Raw genomic sequence first — 16,073 nt, 5'->3', positions numbered from 1 at the left:
GGGGGACGACATGATCGTGTCCTCCCCCGGACCGGACGCCGCTGCGACGCTCGAGGCATGACAAGAGCGCTCCTCGTGGTCGACGCCCAACAGTCCTTCCCGCGACGGGAACTGTGGCGCGCCTCATCCAATCCCGACGTCGCCGACGACATCGCTTCGCTGGTGGACCACTTCCGCGCCCGCGGCGACCACGTCGTATGGGTGCTCCACACCGAACCCGGATCGGGGACCGTCTTCGACCCCGACCGTGGGTTCGTCCAACCGCTGGCCGGCCTCTCCGCCGGAGGCGACGAACCTGTGCTCACCAAGACCGTCCACAACCCGTTCACCGGAACGACACTGCACGACCAGCTCGGTCGGTGGGAGGTCTCCGAGGTGACGGTCTGTGGGATCCGCACCGAGCAGTGCTGTGAGACCACCGCGCGGATCGCCTCGGACCTGGGGTACCGCGTGACCTTCCCGATCGACGCCACCGCGACCGAGCCCATCGAGGCCCCCGGCTCCCCGACCGGCCGTTCCCTCGACGAGATTCTCGCCGATCCGCTGACGCTCGGCACCGACGAGGTGGTCCAACGGACCGCCTACGCCCTCGCGGGCCGATTCGCGGACGTGTGCACGCTCGAGGACCTTCTCTCGCGAGCGTGAGCAGGCGGCACCGTACACTGACCGGATCGTGACCCTCATCGTGTTCCTAGTGACGCCGCGGATCCATCTCCTGGACCTCGCCGGTCCGGCACAGGTCTTCTCGACCGCCGCCGACATGGGTCTGGGGTACGAGATCCGCTACGTGTCCGGCGACGCCGAGGTCACGACCGCCCAGGGGCTGCCGCTGCGTTGTGACACGACCTGGCCCACCCTCACGCCCCGGGACGTGGTCGTCGTCCCGGGGCAGCGCGTGGGTTCCGAACCCCTCCGGCCGGTGCTCACCCCGGGCCAGGTGGAGGCGTTGGCCGCCCACCACGCGCGGGGCGGCACCGTGGCGAGCGTGTGTTCCGGTGCCTTCGCCCTGGGGGAGGCCGGCCTGCTGGACGGACGCCGCTGCACGACCCACCATGCCCTTCAGGGTCACCTGGCCCGCGCCTGTCCGCGGGCCAAGGTCGTTCCCGACGTGCTCTACGTCGCGGACGGGACCGTGTTGACCTCGGCCGGAATCGCCAGCGGCATCGACCTCGCGCTCCACCAGGTGGCGACCTGGCACGGGCCGGCCGTGGCCGCCCACGTCGCCCGGGAGATGGTGGTCTACGCGCGACGCAACGGCGACGAGCCGCAGGTGAGCGCGATGTTGCGCCATCGCGCCCACAACACCGACGTCGTGCATCGAGCGCAGGACGTGATCGACCGCCGTTTCGCGTCTCCCCTCCCACTCGTGGAGCTCGCCGCCGCCGTGGGGGTCAGCGACCGTACGCTGACGCGGGCGTTCGTCGCCGCCACCGGAAGCACCCCGTTGCGCTACCAACAACGGCTTCGGCTGGAACACGCCCAGCACATGATCGACACCGGGGCGACCGCGGAGGCAGCCGCCCGGGCCGTCGGTTTCCGGGACGCCCGAATGCTGCGCCGACTGCGCGCCCGCGCCGATCGCTGAGCGGGGTGGAGCGGGACTGTCGCGTCAGCCCCGCTCCATCGAAAGGAGCTCCGCCACCGCCGCCCCCGTCTCCCGGTCGAGTTCGGTCTCCGGCGGAAGGGCGTCGCGCAGGCCGGTGGCCCGTGCCTCAAGTCCCCGCTCCAACAGGCGGTCGGTGATGACGTGCAGCCGGTTCTCGCGTACCGCGTCGAGGACCATCTCGCCCACCGTCTCCGGCGGCAGACCATAGCGGTCGAAGAACTTCGTCATCCGGTGCGTTCGTTCCTCGTTGGGGTCGGTCGTGCCGTCGATCTGGTGCGCGGCGCTGTTCCCCGCGATCTTGGTGCGCACGAAGCTCGGGCACAGGACGGTGACACCGATCTCGGCCGCACGGAGCGACGCCTCCCACGCGAGCGACTCGGTCAGGCCCACCACTCCGAACTTCGTCATGCTGTAGGCGTAGTCCGGTCCGGCGACCAGCCCCGCTCCGGACGCGACGTTCACCACGTGCCCCGGACCACCGCGTTCGATCATCCGGGGCAACACGGTCTGGAGACCGTTGACCACACCGCCCAGGTTGATGTCCATGATGTGGTCCCACACGCCATAGGTCATCTCTGGGAACGGAAGCAGTCGGGTCACGCCGGCGTTGTTGACCAGCAGGGTGATGGGGCCGAGCCGCTCCTCCGCCTCGTCCACCACGCGCGCGAACGCCGCCCGGTCGCGCACGTCCAACTCGAATCCGGCGGCCTCCGTGGTCTCGGCGAGACCCGCGACGGCCGCGTCGAGCTCGTCGCGGGCGATGTCCGCGACGGCGACCTTGGCGCCGGCGTGGGCGAAGGTCCGCGCGATCCCGAGCCCGATGCCCTGCGCTCCACCTGTGACGAACAGCGTCCCGTTCTCGACCTGGGTCATGGCTCGCTCCTCCGCGATCGTCCTGCCGGGCGGCCGGCGCCGCCCGGCGACCATCCTCAACGTACAGTCACTCCCTATTGCTTGTCACTGTCAATTCGGAGTCACTGTTAGCGTGGAGGCATGGTCGAACGGGGCGGACTGCGCGAACGCAAGAGGCACAAGACGATGCGCCACATCCGTGACGTGGCGTTCGACCTCTTCGAGGAGCACGGCTTCGACGCCGTCACCGTCGAGCGCGTGGCCGACGCGGCGGAGGTCTCACCCAGCTCGATCTATCGCTACTTCCAGACCAAGGAAGGCATCGTGCTGTGGAACCCGAACCGGGACTCCGCGCTCGTCAGTCTCTTCCTGGAGTCGGATGACGGCCGGCCGTTGTTGGAGGCGGTTCGGCGAGCCCTCACCAACTACTTCGCCAGCGACGACGACTGGAGTGAGGGACCTGAGCGCCGGCGCCTCCACCTGTTGCTGACCGAACCGGCGATCAAGGCCGCCGCCGTGAGCCGCGCCGCCGAGGCCGTCGACACGCTGTCGGCACGCCTCGCGGCGCGTGGTGGGGCCGCCGCGACGGACTTTCGGGTCCAGGTCACCACCGGGGCGCTGCTGGGCGCCGTGCTGTCCGCCGTCCGGGTGTGGCACGCCGAGGGCGGCACCGAACCCCTCCCGGAGCTCCTCGACCGCACGTTGGCCGCCCTGCAGGAGGGCCTTGACCTGACGTGAACCGGTGCCCGCCGTGGCACCGGTTGGTCGCCGGCCCGTCAGGCGCGGGCCCTGAGGTGGTCGCGGAGACGCCGCGCGACCTGACCCATGAGTGCCTCCGCCTCGGGCTGCACCAGCGCCGGCACGCGGGACTCCGTGAGGGCGGCGACGGCGAACAGGTCGCCGTCGGAGTGGGCGACGACGCCGATCTCGTGGCGGAGGTTGAGGACCGAGCCAGTCTTGGACGCCCAGGGCGAGGCGTCGGAGTTGAAGTCCGGTGTCAGCCGCTGCCGGTGGATGTTGACTCCCATCAGCTCCCTCACCCGCGCCGCGACCTCCGCCGGGATGGCTGACGGTAGCCACAGTGCCTGGAGGAGGTCCACATAGGCCCGGGCGCTCCCCGCGTTCGCGCGCGTCACATCCAACTGCGGCACGCTGTGTCCCCTCCCCGCCGTGCCCGCCTGAATGGCCAGAGTGTGGGCGAGGTGGGCGTCGTCGGGCGCGAGCTGTTCCTGCGGGGTCTCCATCAGGTCGCCCAGCGTGTGGCGAACGCTGATCCCGTGGATCCCGAAGGCCTTCAGCGCCGCGGCGACTTCGGCGGGTGGTGTTCGGGCGAACAGCAGGTCGGCGGCGATGTTGTCGCTGATGACCACGCTGAGGTAGACGAGGTCGTCGATAGCGACGCGGGCCGGGTGGCGGAAGAGTCCCAGCCCGGTCGGTCCGCGCACCGCGTCAACGCCCGGACGCACCAGCAGTTCCTCGGCGCCGTCCAGTTCCCCCCGACGGATGCGGTCCAGTGTGACGATCGCGAGGGGAACCTTCACCAGCGAGGCGGAGGCGAACTCCAGGTCGGGTTCGATCCCGATCTCCTCGCCCGTACGCAGATCGCGGACCAGGAAGGATCCGCGCAGCCCGCCATCGTCGAGCTGTTCGCGCAACCCACGCAACAGCGAATGTGCCCTCACTCCGGTGCTCCGTCCTCGACGGCGCCGACACAGCGCGCGACACTCGTCCAGACCTTCGAACGCAGGAGGTCGGGATCCTCTCCGCCCGTGGTGGCGACCGCGAGGCCACGCGCGAGGTCGAGCTCGCCGAGGGGCGTCCAGTACAGGCCGAGCTCCCGCGCCTGGTCGGGAGGGGCCAGCAGGTAGTCCCCGGAGCCCAGCACCGCGGCCGTCGCCGCGGGGACGGAGTGGGCGACACGCACCTGACCGCTCCGCAGGCCGACCATGTCCCGTACCCGGTACACGCGATCCCTGACGTGGGGGACGTCATCCTCCGGTTGCAGCCAGACGTGCCGCGGGGGGCCCGACGCGCCGCCACGTCCGGGGCGCAGCGTCTGGAGGAAGAGGCTGTCCACTCCGGGGTCGGTCGCGGAGGCGAGCCCCAGGGGGATGTGCCAGGTCGCCTCGTCGGCGGGCGCGGCGACGAGCGCGGCACGGATCTCCTGGGTCTGCAGCAGCTCGATCCGGGTCGCCGGTGGCGCGGGGTGGGCTTCGAGAACGACCCCGTGGTCCTTGGCCTCGAGCTGCAGCCGGGCCAGGCGCAGCATCGAGCACGTCTCGGGCACGGCCACCCGCAGCGGCGTACGCAGGGCGTGCTCCGCCGCGTCCTCGAGGGCCTCGGCGAGCTGGACGAGGCGACGCGCGGTCGGCAGCATGGCCCGCCCGAACGGCGTGAGTTCACCGCGCCGGGTCGAACGATCGAAGAGGCGCGCGCCCAAGTGGCGCTCCAGCGCGGCGACCCTGCGGCTCGCCACCGGCTGGGGGACGCGCGCGGCGGCGGCGCCCAGCGTGAAGCTGCGTTGCTCGCTCACGTGAACGAACGCGGTGCAGGCACCAACGAGATCCATGAACACTGATTATGCCGCATTCGCATGAATTCCACCGATTCTGTCTTCGACAGCATCGTGTTCGTGGGTGAGACTCAACGGCATGGGTTCCCGGGGCCCTTCCGAGACCTACGGAAGGATGGAATACATGCCGCACAGTTCTGCGCGTCGAGTGACCTACGGGGGCGCGGCGGCCGTCGCGCTGTCGCTCCTCGCCGGATGCTCCTCCACCGAGGCCGTGGCGGAGCCGCAGGCCGCTGACGGAGAGGGGCAGGACTCCTCGCCCGAGTACGCGGAGGAGTTCGACCGGTTGGCCGAGGAGTTCGACGCCCGGCTGGGTGTCTACGCGCTCGACACCGCGACCGGCGAGGAGGTCTCCTACAACGCCGACGACCGCTTCGCCTACGCCTCCACCTTCAAGCCGTTCGTCTGCGGCGCCGTGATGGAGACACGGTCCCTTGACGACATGGACGAGGTGGTCACCTTCGACGCCGAGGACCTCGTGCCACACTCCCCGATCACCGAGGAGCACGTCGACACGGGGATCTCACTGATGGAGGCGTGCGACGCCACCATCCGCTACAGCGACAACACCGCCGCCAACCTCCTCTTCCGCGAACTCGACGGGCCGGAGGGACTGCAGGAGGCACTGCGCGCCACCGGTGACGAGACCACGCAGGTGGACCGGATCGAGGTGGCACTGAACGAGGCCGCTCCCGGTGACCCGCGCGACACGACCACCCCCGAGCAGTTCGCCGTGAACCTCCAGGAGTTCGTCTTCGGCGACACGCTGGAGCCGGAGAAACGCGACGTCCTGGAACAGATGCTCCGGGAGAACACCACCGGCGACGACCTCATCCGCGCCGGCGTCCCCGACGACTGGGAGGTCGGCGACAAGACCGGTGGCGGTGGCTACGGCTCCCGCAACGACATCGGCATCATGTGGCCGCCGGACGAGGAGCCCATCCTGATCGCGGTGATGTCGAGCCGCGACCAGGAGGACGCCGAGCCCAATGACGCCCTCATCGCCCAGGCCACCGAAGTCGTCGTCGACACGATCCGGCCCTAGGAGTCGTGCACCTGTCCGGCGCGTTGGACGACGGGCGGGAGGACGCTCCAGGGGAAGTTGATCCACTGGTCGGTGCGGCGCCAGACGTAGTCGCACCGGACCAGTGAGGTGGACTTCTCGTAGATCACGGCGCTGCGGACCTCGGCGACGTGCTCGTGGCAGAAGTCGTAGACGAGTTTCAGCGTCTTGCCGGTGTCGGCGACGTCGTCGGCGACGAGGACCCGCTTACGGGTGAGGTCCACCGCGTTGGGGACCGGGGGTAGCATCACCGGCATGTCCAGGGTGGTGCCTACCCCCGTGTAGAACTCGACGCTCACGACGTGCAGGTTCTTGACGTCCAGCGCGTAGCCCAGCCCACCCGCCACGAAGAGGCCGCCGCGGGCGACGGACAGGATGATGTCCGGTTCGAACCCGTCCGCGGCGACCATCTGCGCTAGATCTCGGACGGCGGATCCGAAGCGTTCGTAGGTCAGGTTCTCCCGCTCGTCAGTCACGGACGCACTCCCTCAGCGCAGACACCCACAGTGGCCACCCCAGTATCGCGACCGTGCGCCGTGTTGGGGAGGCGACGCCCCAACCGACCGCGCCGGTCCGGGGTCACCTCTCGATCGCGGTGACGAGCTGTCGGCACAGGTCGGCGAACGCGGCCTTGCCCGCCTCACTCGAGGGAGTGTCGCCTTCGGTGGTGGTGTCGCTGGGCTCCGCCAGGCTCGTGATCATGTCGGCGAGCATGCCCACCGTCTCGGGCAGCGGGGGTTCCGTGCCGTCGGCCAGGACGGGCTGTGCCATCAGGAACCCGACCGAGAGCACGCCCATGCTGTGGCTGAGGACGGCCGGGTCCAGTTCGGCCCGCACCAGCCCGGCGGCCTGCATGCGTTCGACGAAGTCCCTCCCCAGCAGCAGGCGCGGCGCGTGCCGGGCGGCGCCGCCGCGTCGAACCAGGGTGCCCAGTACGTCGCTGTCGCGGGTGTATAGGGCCCGCAGCATGGGGCGCCGTGCCAATTCCTCGAGTGAGTGGTAGTAGACGCGCGAGAGATGGCCGCCTCGGGGATCACTGTCCACGCGCGCCGCCGCGGCCTCCAGGTAGGTACGGAACTCGTGGCGGACCAACGCTTCGACCAGCGCGTCCTTTCCGGAGAACTCCAGGTAGACGGCTCCCTTGGACACGCCCGCCTCGGTGGCGATGTCGTCCACGGTGGTCTTGGCGACGCCGTAGCGAACGAACAGCGCGGCGGCGGCCGTCAGGATGCGGATGGCGCGGTCACTCATGTGTCTGTCCCACGGGGTAGTGCTCGGTGAGGAAGTCCACCAACAGCTCGTTGAAGGCCTCGGGATTGTCCTGGTTGGCATTGTGGCCCGCGTTCGGGATGACCTCGTAACGGGCGTGGGTGTCCCGGGCCGCCCACTGGGGCGTGGACGCGGCGATGTTCCCGGTGCCGTCGCCGTCCCCGTGAGTGAGGAGCAACGGAATGGTGACCGTGTACTGGGGATCGGGGTGAAGGGAGGTCGCGACGGCCCGCCACACCGCGACGAACTCCGTCTTGGTCAGCGCACCGGTGGCCTCGTACGCGTAGGCCCGCACGGCCGGAGTGACGGCCGTGGCGCGGGAGATGACGCGTCGGAGGTTCTCGTACGGCCACACCCGGAACCACCAGGGCGAGGAGCGCAGCGCCCACTCCTCCCAGCGCCGGACAGGGAGAGTGACGCAGGTCGAGCCGATGATCACCAGGACCGAAACCCGGTCCCGGTGCGCGAACTCCATCTCCTGGGCGACGTAGCCGCCCAGGGACTGGCCCACCAGGCACACCGGCGCGCAGTGCCCAACCGCGTCCAGGACGGCGAGGAGGTCATCGCTCATGGTGCGCACGGTCAGGGACCCGTCCCCGATCGGCTTCGACGCGCCGTGTCCACGAAGGTCCCAGGTGAGGGTGCGATACCCGGTCTCGTGGAGCACCGGGAGCTGTGCGTCGAACATCCGGTGGTCCATGCTGGCGCCGTGCGTGAGCACGACGAGCGGACCGTCCTCCGGGCCGTCCACCCAGTAGCGAATCCGTGCCCCTGACCGTTCGATCTCTCGCCGCACGACACCCTCCGACGCATTGACCAAATACGTTCGTTCGGTCAAATAGTACGGCAGGTGGTGCCGTCGGTATCCGTGGACGGCCCCGACGACGCCAGCGGCGGCCGTTAGTCCCGGTTGGGCGACACCGGGGTCTCCGCGACCGCGTCGTCGTGGACCTCCGAGCGCGCCGCCCGTCCGGCGAGGGCGACGGCCACGATGGACAACAGCGCGGTGACGGTGAGGTAGACGGCGATGGGGGTCCAGGACTCGTCGAACCGGGACAGCAGCCACGTGGCGATGAGGGGCGCCGTCCCGCCCGCGAGCGCGGCCCCGACCTGGTAGCCGAGGGTGATGCCGGTGTATCGGATCCGGGTGGAGAAGATCTCCGAGCAGAGGGTGCCGAGGGTCGCGGTCACCGGCGCCCACAGGATTCCCAGCCCGAGGACCGTCGCGACGAACAGCAGCGGGACGGTTCCGGCGTCGAGGAGCATGAAGTACGGCGCCGAGAACGCGCCCAGCAGGACGGCGCCGGTGAGATAGACGCGGCGGCGCCCGAACGTGTCCGACAGCCGGCCCATCACCGGGATGAGCACGGTCGCCACGATGGCTCCCGTGGTCACGGAGTTCAGGACCGTGGTGTCGCCGAAGTTCAAGGTCCCGGTCGCGTAGCTCACCACGAAGGTGCCGAAGATGTAGAAAGGGGCGGTCTCGACGACCTTGGCGCCGATCGCCACCAGGACCGCCCGCCAGTGGAAACGCAGTGTGTCGGCGATCGGCAACCGCGCGACGTTGCCCTCCGCCTTGGCCTTCCGGAACGCCGGTGTCTCGTCCAGACCGGCGCGGATCCACAGGCCCAGCGCCACCAGCACGATGCTGGCGATGAAGGGGACCCGCCACCCCCACGCCTCGAACTGGTCCTGCGGCAGGAGGGTCATCCCCGTGAGGGCGAGACTGGCGAGGAGCATGCCCGCGGTGACACCCATCTGCGGGACACTGCCGAACAGGCCGCGACGGTTCGCCGGGGCGTACTCGTAGGCGAGCAGCAGCGCCCCACCCCACTCCCCTCCGATGCCCAACCCCTGGACGATGCGCAGCAGGATCAGGAGCACGGGCGCGAGCAGCCCCCACGTCTCGTAGGTGGGCAGCATCCCGATCAGCATGGTGGCCGTGCCCATCAGGGACAGCGTGATGACCAGGGTGCGTTTCCGCCCGATGCGGTCACCGATGTGGGAGAAGATCACGCCACCGAGTGGGCGAATGAAGAACGTCAACGCGAATGTCAGATAAGACAGCATCAATGACACGAACGGGTCGTCCGTGGGAAAGAACAACTTGTTGAAGACAAGCGCGGCGGCCGTACCGTAGAGGAAGAAATCGAACCACTCGATTGTGCTCCCTGTGAGACTCGCGGCCAGGACCTTGAATCGAGGAGCGCCGCCTTGGGGGCGCCCCTCGCTCTCCGCTCGCATGCTCAACGCGAAATCCCTTCGCTCCCTCGGCGGACGCCGCCGCGGGAGGACAGGGGGGCCGGAGAGGCACACCGCCCGCGAACCGATGCCCTCTCGACACAACGCCGCATCCTAGATCAAAGTGGGGCGAATCTCACGCGGTGGCGCCCGGGCCGGGCCGTCGGGGTCGACGCCTGGCGCCACGCGACGGCGGCACGATCGGGGAAGCGGGAATTCCCCTTCCTCGCCCGAAACACCCCCGAGAAAAGGGCAATCCGGACCCCAACGGAATTGCCGAGGGAAATATGCGGCGACGCCAATCAATGCTCGTGCTAACTTCGCGCACGTCAACCTTCGGGCACCGATCGCCACCGGGAAACAATCCAATGACGACTGTTTCGTTCGCCGCCATGCACCCTGGGTACGACCTCGGGAACGCGCTCCGACTGGCACACGCGGCCAGCCTCGCCTACAAGGACGAACCGGAAATCGAAACCCAGGCCGGCACGTGGGGATTCGATGATTTTCGCCATTTCCGGGTGGAACACCGGAAACCGTTCCCCCTCGAGGACACCCAGGCCTACGCCATGGCCAACGACGACATGATCATCCTCGCCTTCCGGGGGACGGAACCCGCGGAGATCCGCGACTGGCTCTCCGACGCGAACGCGCCCCTGGTCGGTACCTCGGTCAAGGACGGGCGGGCCCACTGGGGATTCCACACGGCCCTGGAGGCCGTCTACGAGGAGACCCGGGACGCCGTCACGACGCTGCGGGACCGGGACCAGTCACTGTGGCTGACCGGGCACAGCCTCGGCGGCGCGCTCGCGATGTTGGCCGCCGCCCGGCTGCACTTCGAGGACCCCGCGCTGTCCCCGACGGTGTGTACACCTACGGCCAGCCCCGGACCTGTGACCAAGCCCTGGCCGACGCCTACGACGAGGCGTTCGCGGGGCGCATGTTCCGGTTCGTCAACAACAACGACGTCGTGCCGCGCGTGCCCCCGGAGCCCGTCTACCGGCACGTCGCGGTGGAGAAGTACATCGACGCCGACGGCAATCTGGAGGAACAGGCCACGTTGTTCGGGCGGGTCGGCGACTCGCTGAAGGGCCACACGGCGGACGTGTTCTCCCCCGGCACCGATGCCGTGCGCGACCACAGCATGAAGAACTATCTCGCCTGCCTCTCCCGGGCGGCCGGCTGAGACACACCGCGGCCCCCACCGTGGCCGGCACGAGTGGGGGCTTCGCGTCGCTGGTCCGCTCGGTCTCAGCGGAGCGCCTCACGGACCCGGCCATACACGCTGCTGGCGGCGATGAGAAGAATGCCCAGGGCGAGCACCACGTAGAACTCGTCGGGTGTCGTCCACCCCTGGTTGAAGTGGGTCAGAAAGGGCGGGTTGAAGAACTCCTGCTGGTACAAGATCCACGCCATCGGGAGGGCGAACAGCGCCTCGCTGAGGGCATAGCCGCCCGCCATGGTGACGGTCCAGGTCGGGGTGACGGCGTGGACAAGGTTGAGGACGATGATCCCCGCGAGTCCGGCGAGGACGGGCCACATCCAGCCCGACCAGAGCTCCGGGTTGAGGATCTCCAGGCTTTCGTCGTCCGCCGTGTAGGGGCGGGCGGTCTGCTGCCACACGATCAGCCCCAGCAGCAGCGCGTTGCCCACGGCCGAGACGCAGGACGCGACCGCGCTACGGCCGGGCTTGCCGGCCTCGGGGAGCTCGTCGGGCGACCACGCGCTCCGGGTGCGTTCGGCCCGGTGATTGCTTCGCTCCACCAGGGCGAACACCAGCGTCGGCCACGCGATCATCTGCGCGCCGATGGTGACCGTCGCGCCGATCCCCGTGAGCAGGACCTCCGCCAGGTCCTCGCCGTCCACGACCGCGAGCACCATGAGGGCGACGACGACCACGGGCAGCACCGCACCCAGCAGGACGGAGAGTAAGCGCACGTAGGTCGGATAACTGTTGGGCCCGATCAGGCCGAGTGGCCGGTCGGCGTACCGGGCGGCCAGTCGGATCGGATCGCCCATCTCCGTGAGTACGGCCCGTTCCGCATCGTCGGGGACCTCCGGGTTCTGGGCGTCCATCGTGTCGGCGATGGTGGCGCGGAGCTCGTTGGCGACGTCGTCACGCTGCCCGGAGGGGATCCGTCGCACGACTTCCTGGACGTAGCGCTCGGTGAGAGGCGGGTTGGTCATGAGTTCTCCCTGGTGAGCTGTGCAATGGAGGAGACCAGGTCGTCCCATTCGCGCACCAGGCCGGCGCGCACGCGGGATCCCTCTGGGCTGGTGCGGTAGAACTTGCGTGGTCGGGACTCCTCGGTGTTCCACTCGCTGGTGAGGAGCCCCTGCTTCTCCAGCCGACGGAGCAGGGGATACAGCGTGTTTCCGTCGACCGCGACGCCAGCGTCGTTGAGCCTCTCCAGGAGCGCGTAACCGTACTGGGCCTCGTCCAGGAGACACAGGCACGCCAACACGACAGTTCCCCGACGAAGCTCTTGGGCCTGCGCGTGAATCAGCTCTTCTGATGACACGACTCACACAGTACTGTGTGGCACACACTATTGTGTAGTGATTTCCCCCGATGAATTGTCCTCGCAGGTCAGCGCGCGCCAGGTCCGGCCGGCACCGAGTGCGTGGCCACCTTCGGGCGGTTCCGGGACGGGAAAGTCCGCGGGGTGGGTGGGTACTCGAGTACCCACCCACCCCGCGGACTTCGTGACTCCGCCCGGCTACGCCGGTCAGCTCACCGGCCGCGCCTCAGGATTCGTCGGAGGCGGCGCGCTGGCTCTCGAGCACGGACTCCATCATCGGCTGGAAGTCGTCGGAGCTTGAGTACAGGGCCACGCGGTCGTCCTCCTCTTCGATCTCGATCCGCGCCAGGTGCAGTTCCGGCACCGCGGAGACGTCATCGGCCGGGCCGGCGGGGCGCCACCAGTACAGGTGCGGCGTGATCGGGCGCTCGCTGTCGTCCACGAACCGTTGGGCGACGTTCTGGAGGGTCTCCAGTGCGGCGATCGGATGCCCATCCCCCAGGACGTGCGCCATCACCACCTGCGGGACCGGCACCGCGACCAGGGCGCCGTGGGGCGCCGGACCAATGTGTTCGCCGAGGTTGTGCAACTGCGCCGCGACGTAGGGGTGCTGGCCCCCGACGTGGACGATGGTCACGCCGCCGATCTCGTGCCGCGACACCTCGACCGGCTCCCGCAGGGCGTTGGCGACCCCGGCCGCGAAGACCTCGTCGTCGGGGCGGCCCGTCTCCTCGTGCTGTTGCCGCCCCATCGGCTGGACGGTGTCGGGGCTGTCCAGCGCCGCGACCTGCCAGAGTCCGGGGCCGAAGGGGCGACAGAGCAGGCCCGCCAGGACCTCCTCGGAGAAGGCCGACTCCGGGTAGAGCCGGACGCGGATCTGGCTGTCCGGTGCCGACCGCTGCGGGACGATCTGCGCGAGCTGCTGGGCCAGCAGGTCCGCGAAGCGGTTCGCCGCCTCCTCGGCCTGTTCCGCCGACACACCCTCGACGGTGTCGATGTAGCTGCTCACGTCGCTGATGACGCGGTCGCCACTGGACAGGGGGAGGCTCAGCGTGCGCGGGTCCTCAAAGAAGGAGGGCAGGTCCCGCTCGGCCAGTGCCGTGACCAGGGCGTGGCGCCCGTGGTCGTCGTAGTGGGGCGGGTAGTGCGTGCCCAGCCGGATCCCGTTCTCCCGGTACCGCCGCAGCAGCGCGCGCACCACCTGGGCCGCGATCTCGGGATAGTCCTCCGCCTCGAACGCACGCGCCTCCGCCACGGTGGACTCGTAGTCCGCCTCGACCGGGTCGTGCCCGGGGACCTGGATCCGCAATGTGGTCGGCGGCAGCAGTTCGACCTCGACCTGTGCGTTGGCGAACCCCTCCACGAGGAGAGACATCAGTTCGGGTACGTGCTCGGAGGGCTGCATAGTTCTCCGTGACTGGCGTAGTGGTGCGGACGTGTTGTCGCGGGGGGCGCCCCCCATGATGCCCGCAGGCCTACGTGGGTCAGGACGTTCCAGTTGGCGTGTGGGGGTGGTGGTGGGGATCCGGGTCGGGTTGGCCTGGATCCCCACCACTTGGGGGCCGCCCTGCGGGAGGGGTGCGGGGCGGGGTTGTGGTCTAGGTGTGGTGTTTGTGGGTGAGGAGGTGGGTGGCGACGTGGTGTTCGGCGCCGGTGGGGTAGGTGCGGCCAGCGACGTGCCACATGTCGTTGGTCAACGTTGCGTGGATCATTTGGCCGTTGTCCCGTTTGATGGAGAGGGAGACGTGGGTTCGGCCTTGTGTGGGGTTTCCGGTGGTGCGGTAGAACACGGCGCCGTGCGGGGTTAAGAGGTGGAGCAGGGTGGTGACGGGGTTGGTGTTCACCGTCGGCCTCCCGCGGTGGGGACGAGGGTGGGGAGGTCGGTGGTGACGGTGCAGTGGCCGTTGTTGGTGATGGTGGTCCACCGCTCCACCAAACTCGCCACAAGGTTCAACCCGTGGCCGTGCTCGGTGAGGGGATCGGTCTTCTTCCCCCACATCGGAACCGACTTCCCATCCGTGCCCTGATCAACAACACTGATCCGCACCATTGAGGGTCGGATGTCGAGTTCCACCAGGAACGAGCCGCCGGGGTGACCGCTCCGGGAGTGACGGATCGCGTTCGTCGCCAACTCGCTCACGACAAGCGCGGCCTCCTCCACCGCGCCGAGATCGGTACCACGCTGATGGAGCTCGTTCCGAGTCCACGCCCGCACCAAAGCGACACTTCCAGGAACACCCGCGAACCTGCGGCCGGTCATGACACGACCTCCACAACCGGCATCGGCCCCGTCGACAACACCGAGGTCACCGTAGAGGGGTGGTCCAGCGCAGTGCCGCACCCTCGACACCACACATACGCATGGCGACGAAAGAGGTACGGCCGCACCCGAGCCGCACCACCGCGCCGACACCAGTCCACACCACGAGCGTTAGGGTCAAACCTGTCCATCTGGAACCTCCCAGTTGGGCCACGCCCCCGGACCGCTTTTGTCGGTCGCGGGGGTCTATTGGCTGGTCGGAGTCTCCACAGTGGGGTCACGCGGTAACCATCCGCTAGGTTTTCCACAGGAATGGCGAATTCCGTTGAACGAGTGGAGCCTCGTAGAGCTTCCGCATAGAAATGTGCTATGACCTCTGAAGCGGAAAACCAGTGGCACGAATTCAGCAACGAACTGCGGCACTACCGAACAAAGGAAGGGATCACGCAGGTCACGCTGGGTGCTGCCGTGAACATGTCCGGCTCCATGATCTCCGCAATCGAGAATGGGACACGAGAGCCAAAACGGTCACATGCGGAGGCAATGGACACCGCGCTCTCCACAGATGGAAAGCTGACCCGGCTTTGGCTCGACATCAACAACAACGTGGACGTCCCCGCCTGGTGGCGGGACATCGGTCTCCTGGAACGAGAGGCCGTCGAGATCAGGGAGTACACGACCACCTTCATTCCCGGGCTTCTCCAGACCGAGGAGTACGCACGCACGTTTATGACGGATGCGCGGCCCTGGGCGACCCCCATGGAGATTGATCAAGACGTGCGAGCACGAGTGAAGCGCCGAGGTGAGCTCAACCTGAACCCGCTGCTGTGGTACGTGGTCGACGAGGTCGCGTTGAAGCGGGTGGTCGGGAGTCGTGAGCTCATACACGACCAACTGACCCACATCATCACCCTGATGGACGCCTCGTCGCTGAAACTACAGATCATCCCGGAGTACGCACCCCATCATCCTGGGATGAACGGCAATTTTCGTGTGTTGAGATTCACCGGTAGAACCTCTGTGGTCTTGGTAGAACACCTCTTGGGTGAGGAGGTGGTCGAAAACGCTGAGCAAATCAACCGCTGTGAGACGCTCTTCGGGGCACTGCAAGCCGAGGCGCTCTCCCTCACCGAGTCTGGCAAGATGATCAAGAAGATCAGAGAGGATTTCGCGCCATGAATGACCAGTGGCACAAGTCAAGCTACAGCGGTGGAAGCTCTAACGCCTGTGTCGAGTGCCGCACTGACACTGGCCAGGTACTCATCCGCGACACCCAGCATCGCCACCTTGGCCATCTCACCATCCCCGTCCCTGAGTGGTCCGCCTTCCTTCACGCCACCCGCACCGGCGAACTTTAAGCACCCCAGTCGTCCGAGGCCCCTGGCAAGCGCCGGGGCCTTCGTCATCCCCGCCGTACGGAGAACCCCGCCGGGCTACGGTGAACTCCACGGCCACCCCCACCCAGCCGGGAGGAACCCATGCCACAAACCCCCCACCCCACCTGGCACAAGTCCAGCTACAGCGGCTCGGGCAACAACTGCGTGGAGGTCGCCGAACTCCCAGCCGGGGCAGCGGTCCGGGACTCGAAACACCCCGACCTGGGCCCCCTGTCCTTCACGACCACTGAGTGGTCAGCCTTCCTCCACGCCGCGCGCACTGGCGAGCTCTGATTTCTGAGTTCTTGCGGC

Annotated in this window: 20 protein-coding genes and 1 pseudogene; 9 read left to right on the top strand and 12 right to left on the bottom strand. The window is 68.4% G+C overall.

Annotated features, from left to right (window positions below; genetic code table 11):
• The first annotated feature begins 57 nt into the window (after positions 1-57).
• Positions 58-645, top strand: a complete 588-nt coding sequence (locus J4H86_RS18775; RefSeq protein ID WP_236539146.1) for an isochorismatase family protein — start codon at positions 58-60, stop codon at positions 643-645.
• A 28-nt stretch (positions 646-673) separates the two neighbouring features.
• Positions 674-1,585, top strand: a complete 912-nt coding sequence (locus J4H86_RS18770; protein WP_236539145.1) for a GlxA family transcriptional regulator — start codon at positions 674-676, stop codon at positions 1,583-1,585.
• A gap of 24 nt (positions 1,586-1,609) precedes the next feature.
• Here the strand turns inward: J4H86_RS18770 and J4H86_RS18765 are convergent, their stop codons facing one another.
• Positions 1,610-2,479 (bottom strand): SDR family oxidoreductase, encoded by an 870-nt coding sequence (locus J4H86_RS18765; RefSeq protein ID WP_236539144.1) that lies wholly within the window; start codon positions 2,477-2,479, stop codon positions 1,610-1,612.
• Positions 2,480-2,599: 120 nt separating this feature from the next.
• Between J4H86_RS18765 and J4H86_RS18760 the strand changes: the two genes are divergently transcribed.
• Positions 2,600-3,196, top strand: coding sequence for an acyl-CoA-like ligand-binding transcription factor (locus J4H86_RS18760; protein ID WP_236539143.1), 597 nt, complete (start codon positions 2,600-2,602; stop codon positions 3,194-3,196).
• Between the two features lie 38 nt (positions 3,197-3,234).
• Here J4H86_RS18760 and J4H86_RS18755 read toward each other — a convergent pair whose 3' ends face one another.
• Together J4H86_RS18755 and J4H86_RS18750 are read right to left on the bottom strand one after the other, a co-directional pair.
• Positions 3,235-4,140, bottom strand: a complete 906-nt coding sequence (locus J4H86_RS18755; RefSeq protein ID WP_236539142.1) for a serine hydrolase — start codon at positions 4,138-4,140, stop codon at positions 3,235-3,237.
• Positions 4,137-5,027 (bottom strand): LysR family transcriptional regulator, encoded by an 891-nt coding sequence (locus J4H86_RS18750; RefSeq protein ID WP_236539141.1) that lies wholly within the window; start codon positions 5,025-5,027, stop codon positions 4,137-4,139. The genes J4H86_RS18755 and J4H86_RS18750 overlap by 4 nt, the downstream gene beginning before the upstream one ends.
• A 127-nt stretch (positions 5,028-5,154) precedes the next feature.
• Between J4H86_RS18750 and bla the strand changes: the two genes are divergently transcribed.
• The gene (gene bla / locus J4H86_RS18745) at positions 5,155-6,075 is read left to right on the top strand and encodes a class A beta-lactamase (protein WP_236539140.1); all 921 of its coding nucleotides are present in this window, start codon (positions 5,155-5,157) and stop codon (positions 6,073-6,075) included.
• On the opposite strand, the gene J4H86_RS18740 is transcribed toward bla, so the two are convergent.
• From J4H86_RS18740 to J4H86_RS18725, 4 genes are all read right to left on the bottom strand, one after another.
• Positions 6,072-6,569 carry a phosphoribosyltransferase gene (locus tag J4H86_RS18740; RefSeq protein ID WP_236539139.1) on the bottom strand — a complete coding sequence of 166 codons (498 nt, stop codon included), beginning with the start codon at positions 6,567-6,569 and terminating at the stop codon, positions 6,072-6,074. The two genes, bla and J4H86_RS18740, sit on opposite strands and share 4 nt — an antisense overlap.
• A 103-nt stretch (positions 6,570-6,672) precedes the next feature.
• Positions 6,673-7,344 (bottom strand): TetR/AcrR family transcriptional regulator, encoded by a 672-nt coding sequence (locus J4H86_RS18735; protein ID WP_236539138.1) that lies wholly within the window; start codon positions 7,342-7,344, stop codon positions 6,673-6,675.
• Positions 7,337-8,158, bottom strand: coding sequence for an alpha/beta fold hydrolase (locus J4H86_RS18730; RefSeq protein ID WP_236539137.1), 822 nt, complete (start codon positions 8,156-8,158; stop codon positions 7,337-7,339). The genes J4H86_RS18735 and J4H86_RS18730 overlap by 8 nt, the downstream gene beginning before the upstream one ends.
• 104 nt (positions 8,159-8,262) lie before the next feature.
• Positions 8,263-9,606 carry an MFS transporter gene (locus J4H86_RS18725; RefSeq protein ID WP_236544088.1) on the bottom strand — a complete coding sequence of 448 codons (1,344 nt, stop codon included), beginning with the start codon at positions 9,604-9,606 and terminating at the stop codon, positions 8,263-8,265.
• 284 nt (positions 9,607-9,890) lie between these two features.
• Here J4H86_RS18725 and J4H86_RS27475 point away from each other — a divergent pair.
• Both J4H86_RS27475 and J4H86_RS27290 read left to right on the top strand, forming a co-directional pair.
• Positions 9,891-10,400, top strand: a pseudogene (locus tag J4H86_RS27475) (lipase family protein); the annotation flags it as partial.
• A gap of 68 nt (positions 10,401-10,468) precedes the next feature.
• Positions 10,469-10,789: a lipase family protein gene (locus tag J4H86_RS27290; RefSeq protein WP_269134483.1), complete on the top strand. Its 321-nt coding sequence runs from the start codon at positions 10,469-10,471 to the stop codon at positions 10,787-10,789.
• Between the two features lie 65 nt (positions 10,790-10,854).
• Here the strand turns inward: J4H86_RS27290 and J4H86_RS18715 are convergent, their stop codons facing one another.
• From J4H86_RS18715 to J4H86_RS18695, 5 genes are all read right to left on the bottom strand, one after another.
• Entirely contained in the window at positions 10,855-11,790 is a 936-nt protein-coding gene (locus J4H86_RS18715; RefSeq protein WP_236539135.1) for an HAAS signaling domain-containing protein, read from the bottom strand.
• Entirely contained in the window at positions 11,787-12,125 is a 339-nt protein-coding gene (locus J4H86_RS18710; RefSeq protein ID WP_236539134.1) for a PadR family transcriptional regulator, read from the bottom strand. Before J4H86_RS18710 ends, J4H86_RS18715 begins: the two co-directional genes overlap by 4 nt.
• 226 nt (positions 12,126-12,351) lie before the next feature.
• Positions 12,352-13,530, bottom strand: coding sequence for a hypothetical protein (locus J4H86_RS18705; RefSeq protein ID WP_236539133.1), 1,179 nt, complete (start codon positions 13,528-13,530; stop codon positions 12,352-12,354).
• A gap of 193 nt (positions 13,531-13,723) precedes the next feature.
• Positions 13,724-13,969, bottom strand: coding sequence for a hypothetical protein (locus J4H86_RS18700; RefSeq protein WP_236539132.1), 246 nt, complete (start codon positions 13,967-13,969; stop codon positions 13,724-13,726).
• Positions 13,966-14,385, bottom strand: a complete 420-nt coding sequence (locus J4H86_RS18695; protein WP_236539131.1) for an ATP-binding protein — start codon at positions 14,383-14,385, stop codon at positions 13,966-13,968. Before J4H86_RS18695 ends, J4H86_RS18700 begins: the two co-directional genes overlap by 4 nt.
• A 369-nt stretch (positions 14,386-14,754) precedes the next feature.
• Between J4H86_RS18695 and J4H86_RS18690 the strand changes: the two genes are divergently transcribed.
• From J4H86_RS18690 to J4H86_RS18680, 3 genes are all read left to right on the top strand, one after another.
• Positions 14,755-15,564 (top strand): helix-turn-helix domain-containing protein, encoded by an 810-nt coding sequence (locus J4H86_RS18690; protein ID WP_236539130.1) that lies wholly within the window; start codon positions 14,755-14,757, stop codon positions 15,562-15,564.
• Positions 15,561-15,743 carry a DUF397 domain-containing protein gene (locus J4H86_RS18685; RefSeq protein ID WP_236539129.1) on the top strand — a complete coding sequence of 61 codons (183 nt, stop codon included), beginning with the start codon at positions 15,561-15,563 and terminating at the stop codon, positions 15,741-15,743. The genes J4H86_RS18690 and J4H86_RS18685 overlap by 4 nt, the downstream gene beginning before the upstream one ends.
• Positions 15,744-15,863: 120 nt before the next feature.
• The gene (locus tag J4H86_RS18680; RefSeq protein ID WP_236539128.1) at positions 15,864-16,055 is read left to right on the top strand and encodes a DUF397 domain-containing protein; all 192 of its coding nucleotides are present in this window, start codon (positions 15,864-15,866) and stop codon (positions 16,053-16,055) included.
• Positions 16,056-16,073: the final 18 nt, after the last annotated feature.

The sequence above is a fragment of the Spiractinospora alimapuensis genome, from assembly GCF_018437505.1.
Taxonomy (GTDB): Bacteria; Actinomycetota; Actinomycetes; order Streptosporangiales; family Streptosporangiaceae; genus Spiractinospora; species Spiractinospora alimapuensis.
Note: the sequence above shows the minus strand (reverse complement) of the source record. Positions and strands in the feature narration are given on the sequence as shown.

Coding starts and splice junctions, on each gene's coding strand:
- J4H86_RS18705 (WP_236539133.1), bottom strand. CDS start 13,530: ATGCAGCCCTCCGAGCACGTACCCGAACTGATGTCTCTCCTCGTGGAG.
- J4H86_RS18680 (WP_236539128.1), top strand. CDS start 15,864: ATGCCACAAACCCCCCACCCCACCTGGCACAAGTCCAGCTACAGCGGC.
- bla (WP_236539140.1), top strand. CDS start 5,155: ATGCCGCACAGTTCTGCGCGTCGAGTGACCTACGGGGGCGCGGCGGCC.
- J4H86_RS18765 (WP_236539144.1), bottom strand. CDS start 2,479: ATGACCCAGGTCGAGAACGGGACGCTGTTCGTCACAGGTGGAGCGCAG.
- J4H86_RS18760 (WP_236539143.1), top strand. CDS start 2,600: ATGGTCGAACGGGGCGGACTGCGCGAACGCAAGAGGCACAAGACGATG.
- J4H86_RS18750 (WP_236539141.1), bottom strand. CDS start 5,027: ATGGATCTCGTTGGTGCCTGCACCGCGTTCGTTCACGTGAGCGAGCAA.
- J4H86_RS18685 (WP_236539129.1), top strand. CDS start 15,561: ATGAATGACCAGTGGCACAAGTCAAGCTACAGCGGTGGAAGCTCTAAC.
- J4H86_RS18690 (WP_236539130.1), top strand. CDS start 14,755: ATGACCTCTGAAGCGGAAAACCAGTGGCACGAATTCAGCAACGAACTG.
- J4H86_RS18715 (WP_236539135.1), bottom strand. CDS start 11,790: ATGACCAACCCGCCTCTCACCGAGCGCTACGTCCAGGAAGTCGTGCGA.
- J4H86_RS18695 (WP_236539131.1), bottom strand. CDS start 14,385: ATGACCGGCCGCAGGTTCGCGGGTGTTCCTGGAAGTGTCGCTTTGGTG.
- J4H86_RS18725 (WP_236544088.1), bottom strand. CDS start 9,606: ATGCGAGCGGAGAGCGAGGGGCGCCCCCAAGGCGGCGCTCCTCGATTC.
- J4H86_RS18735 (WP_236539138.1), bottom strand. CDS start 7,344: ATGAGTGACCGCGCCATCCGCATCCTGACGGCCGCCGCCGCGCTGTTC.
- J4H86_RS18775 (WP_236539146.1), top strand. CDS start 58: ATGACAAGAGCGCTCCTCGTGGTCGACGCCCAACAGTCCTTCCCGCGA.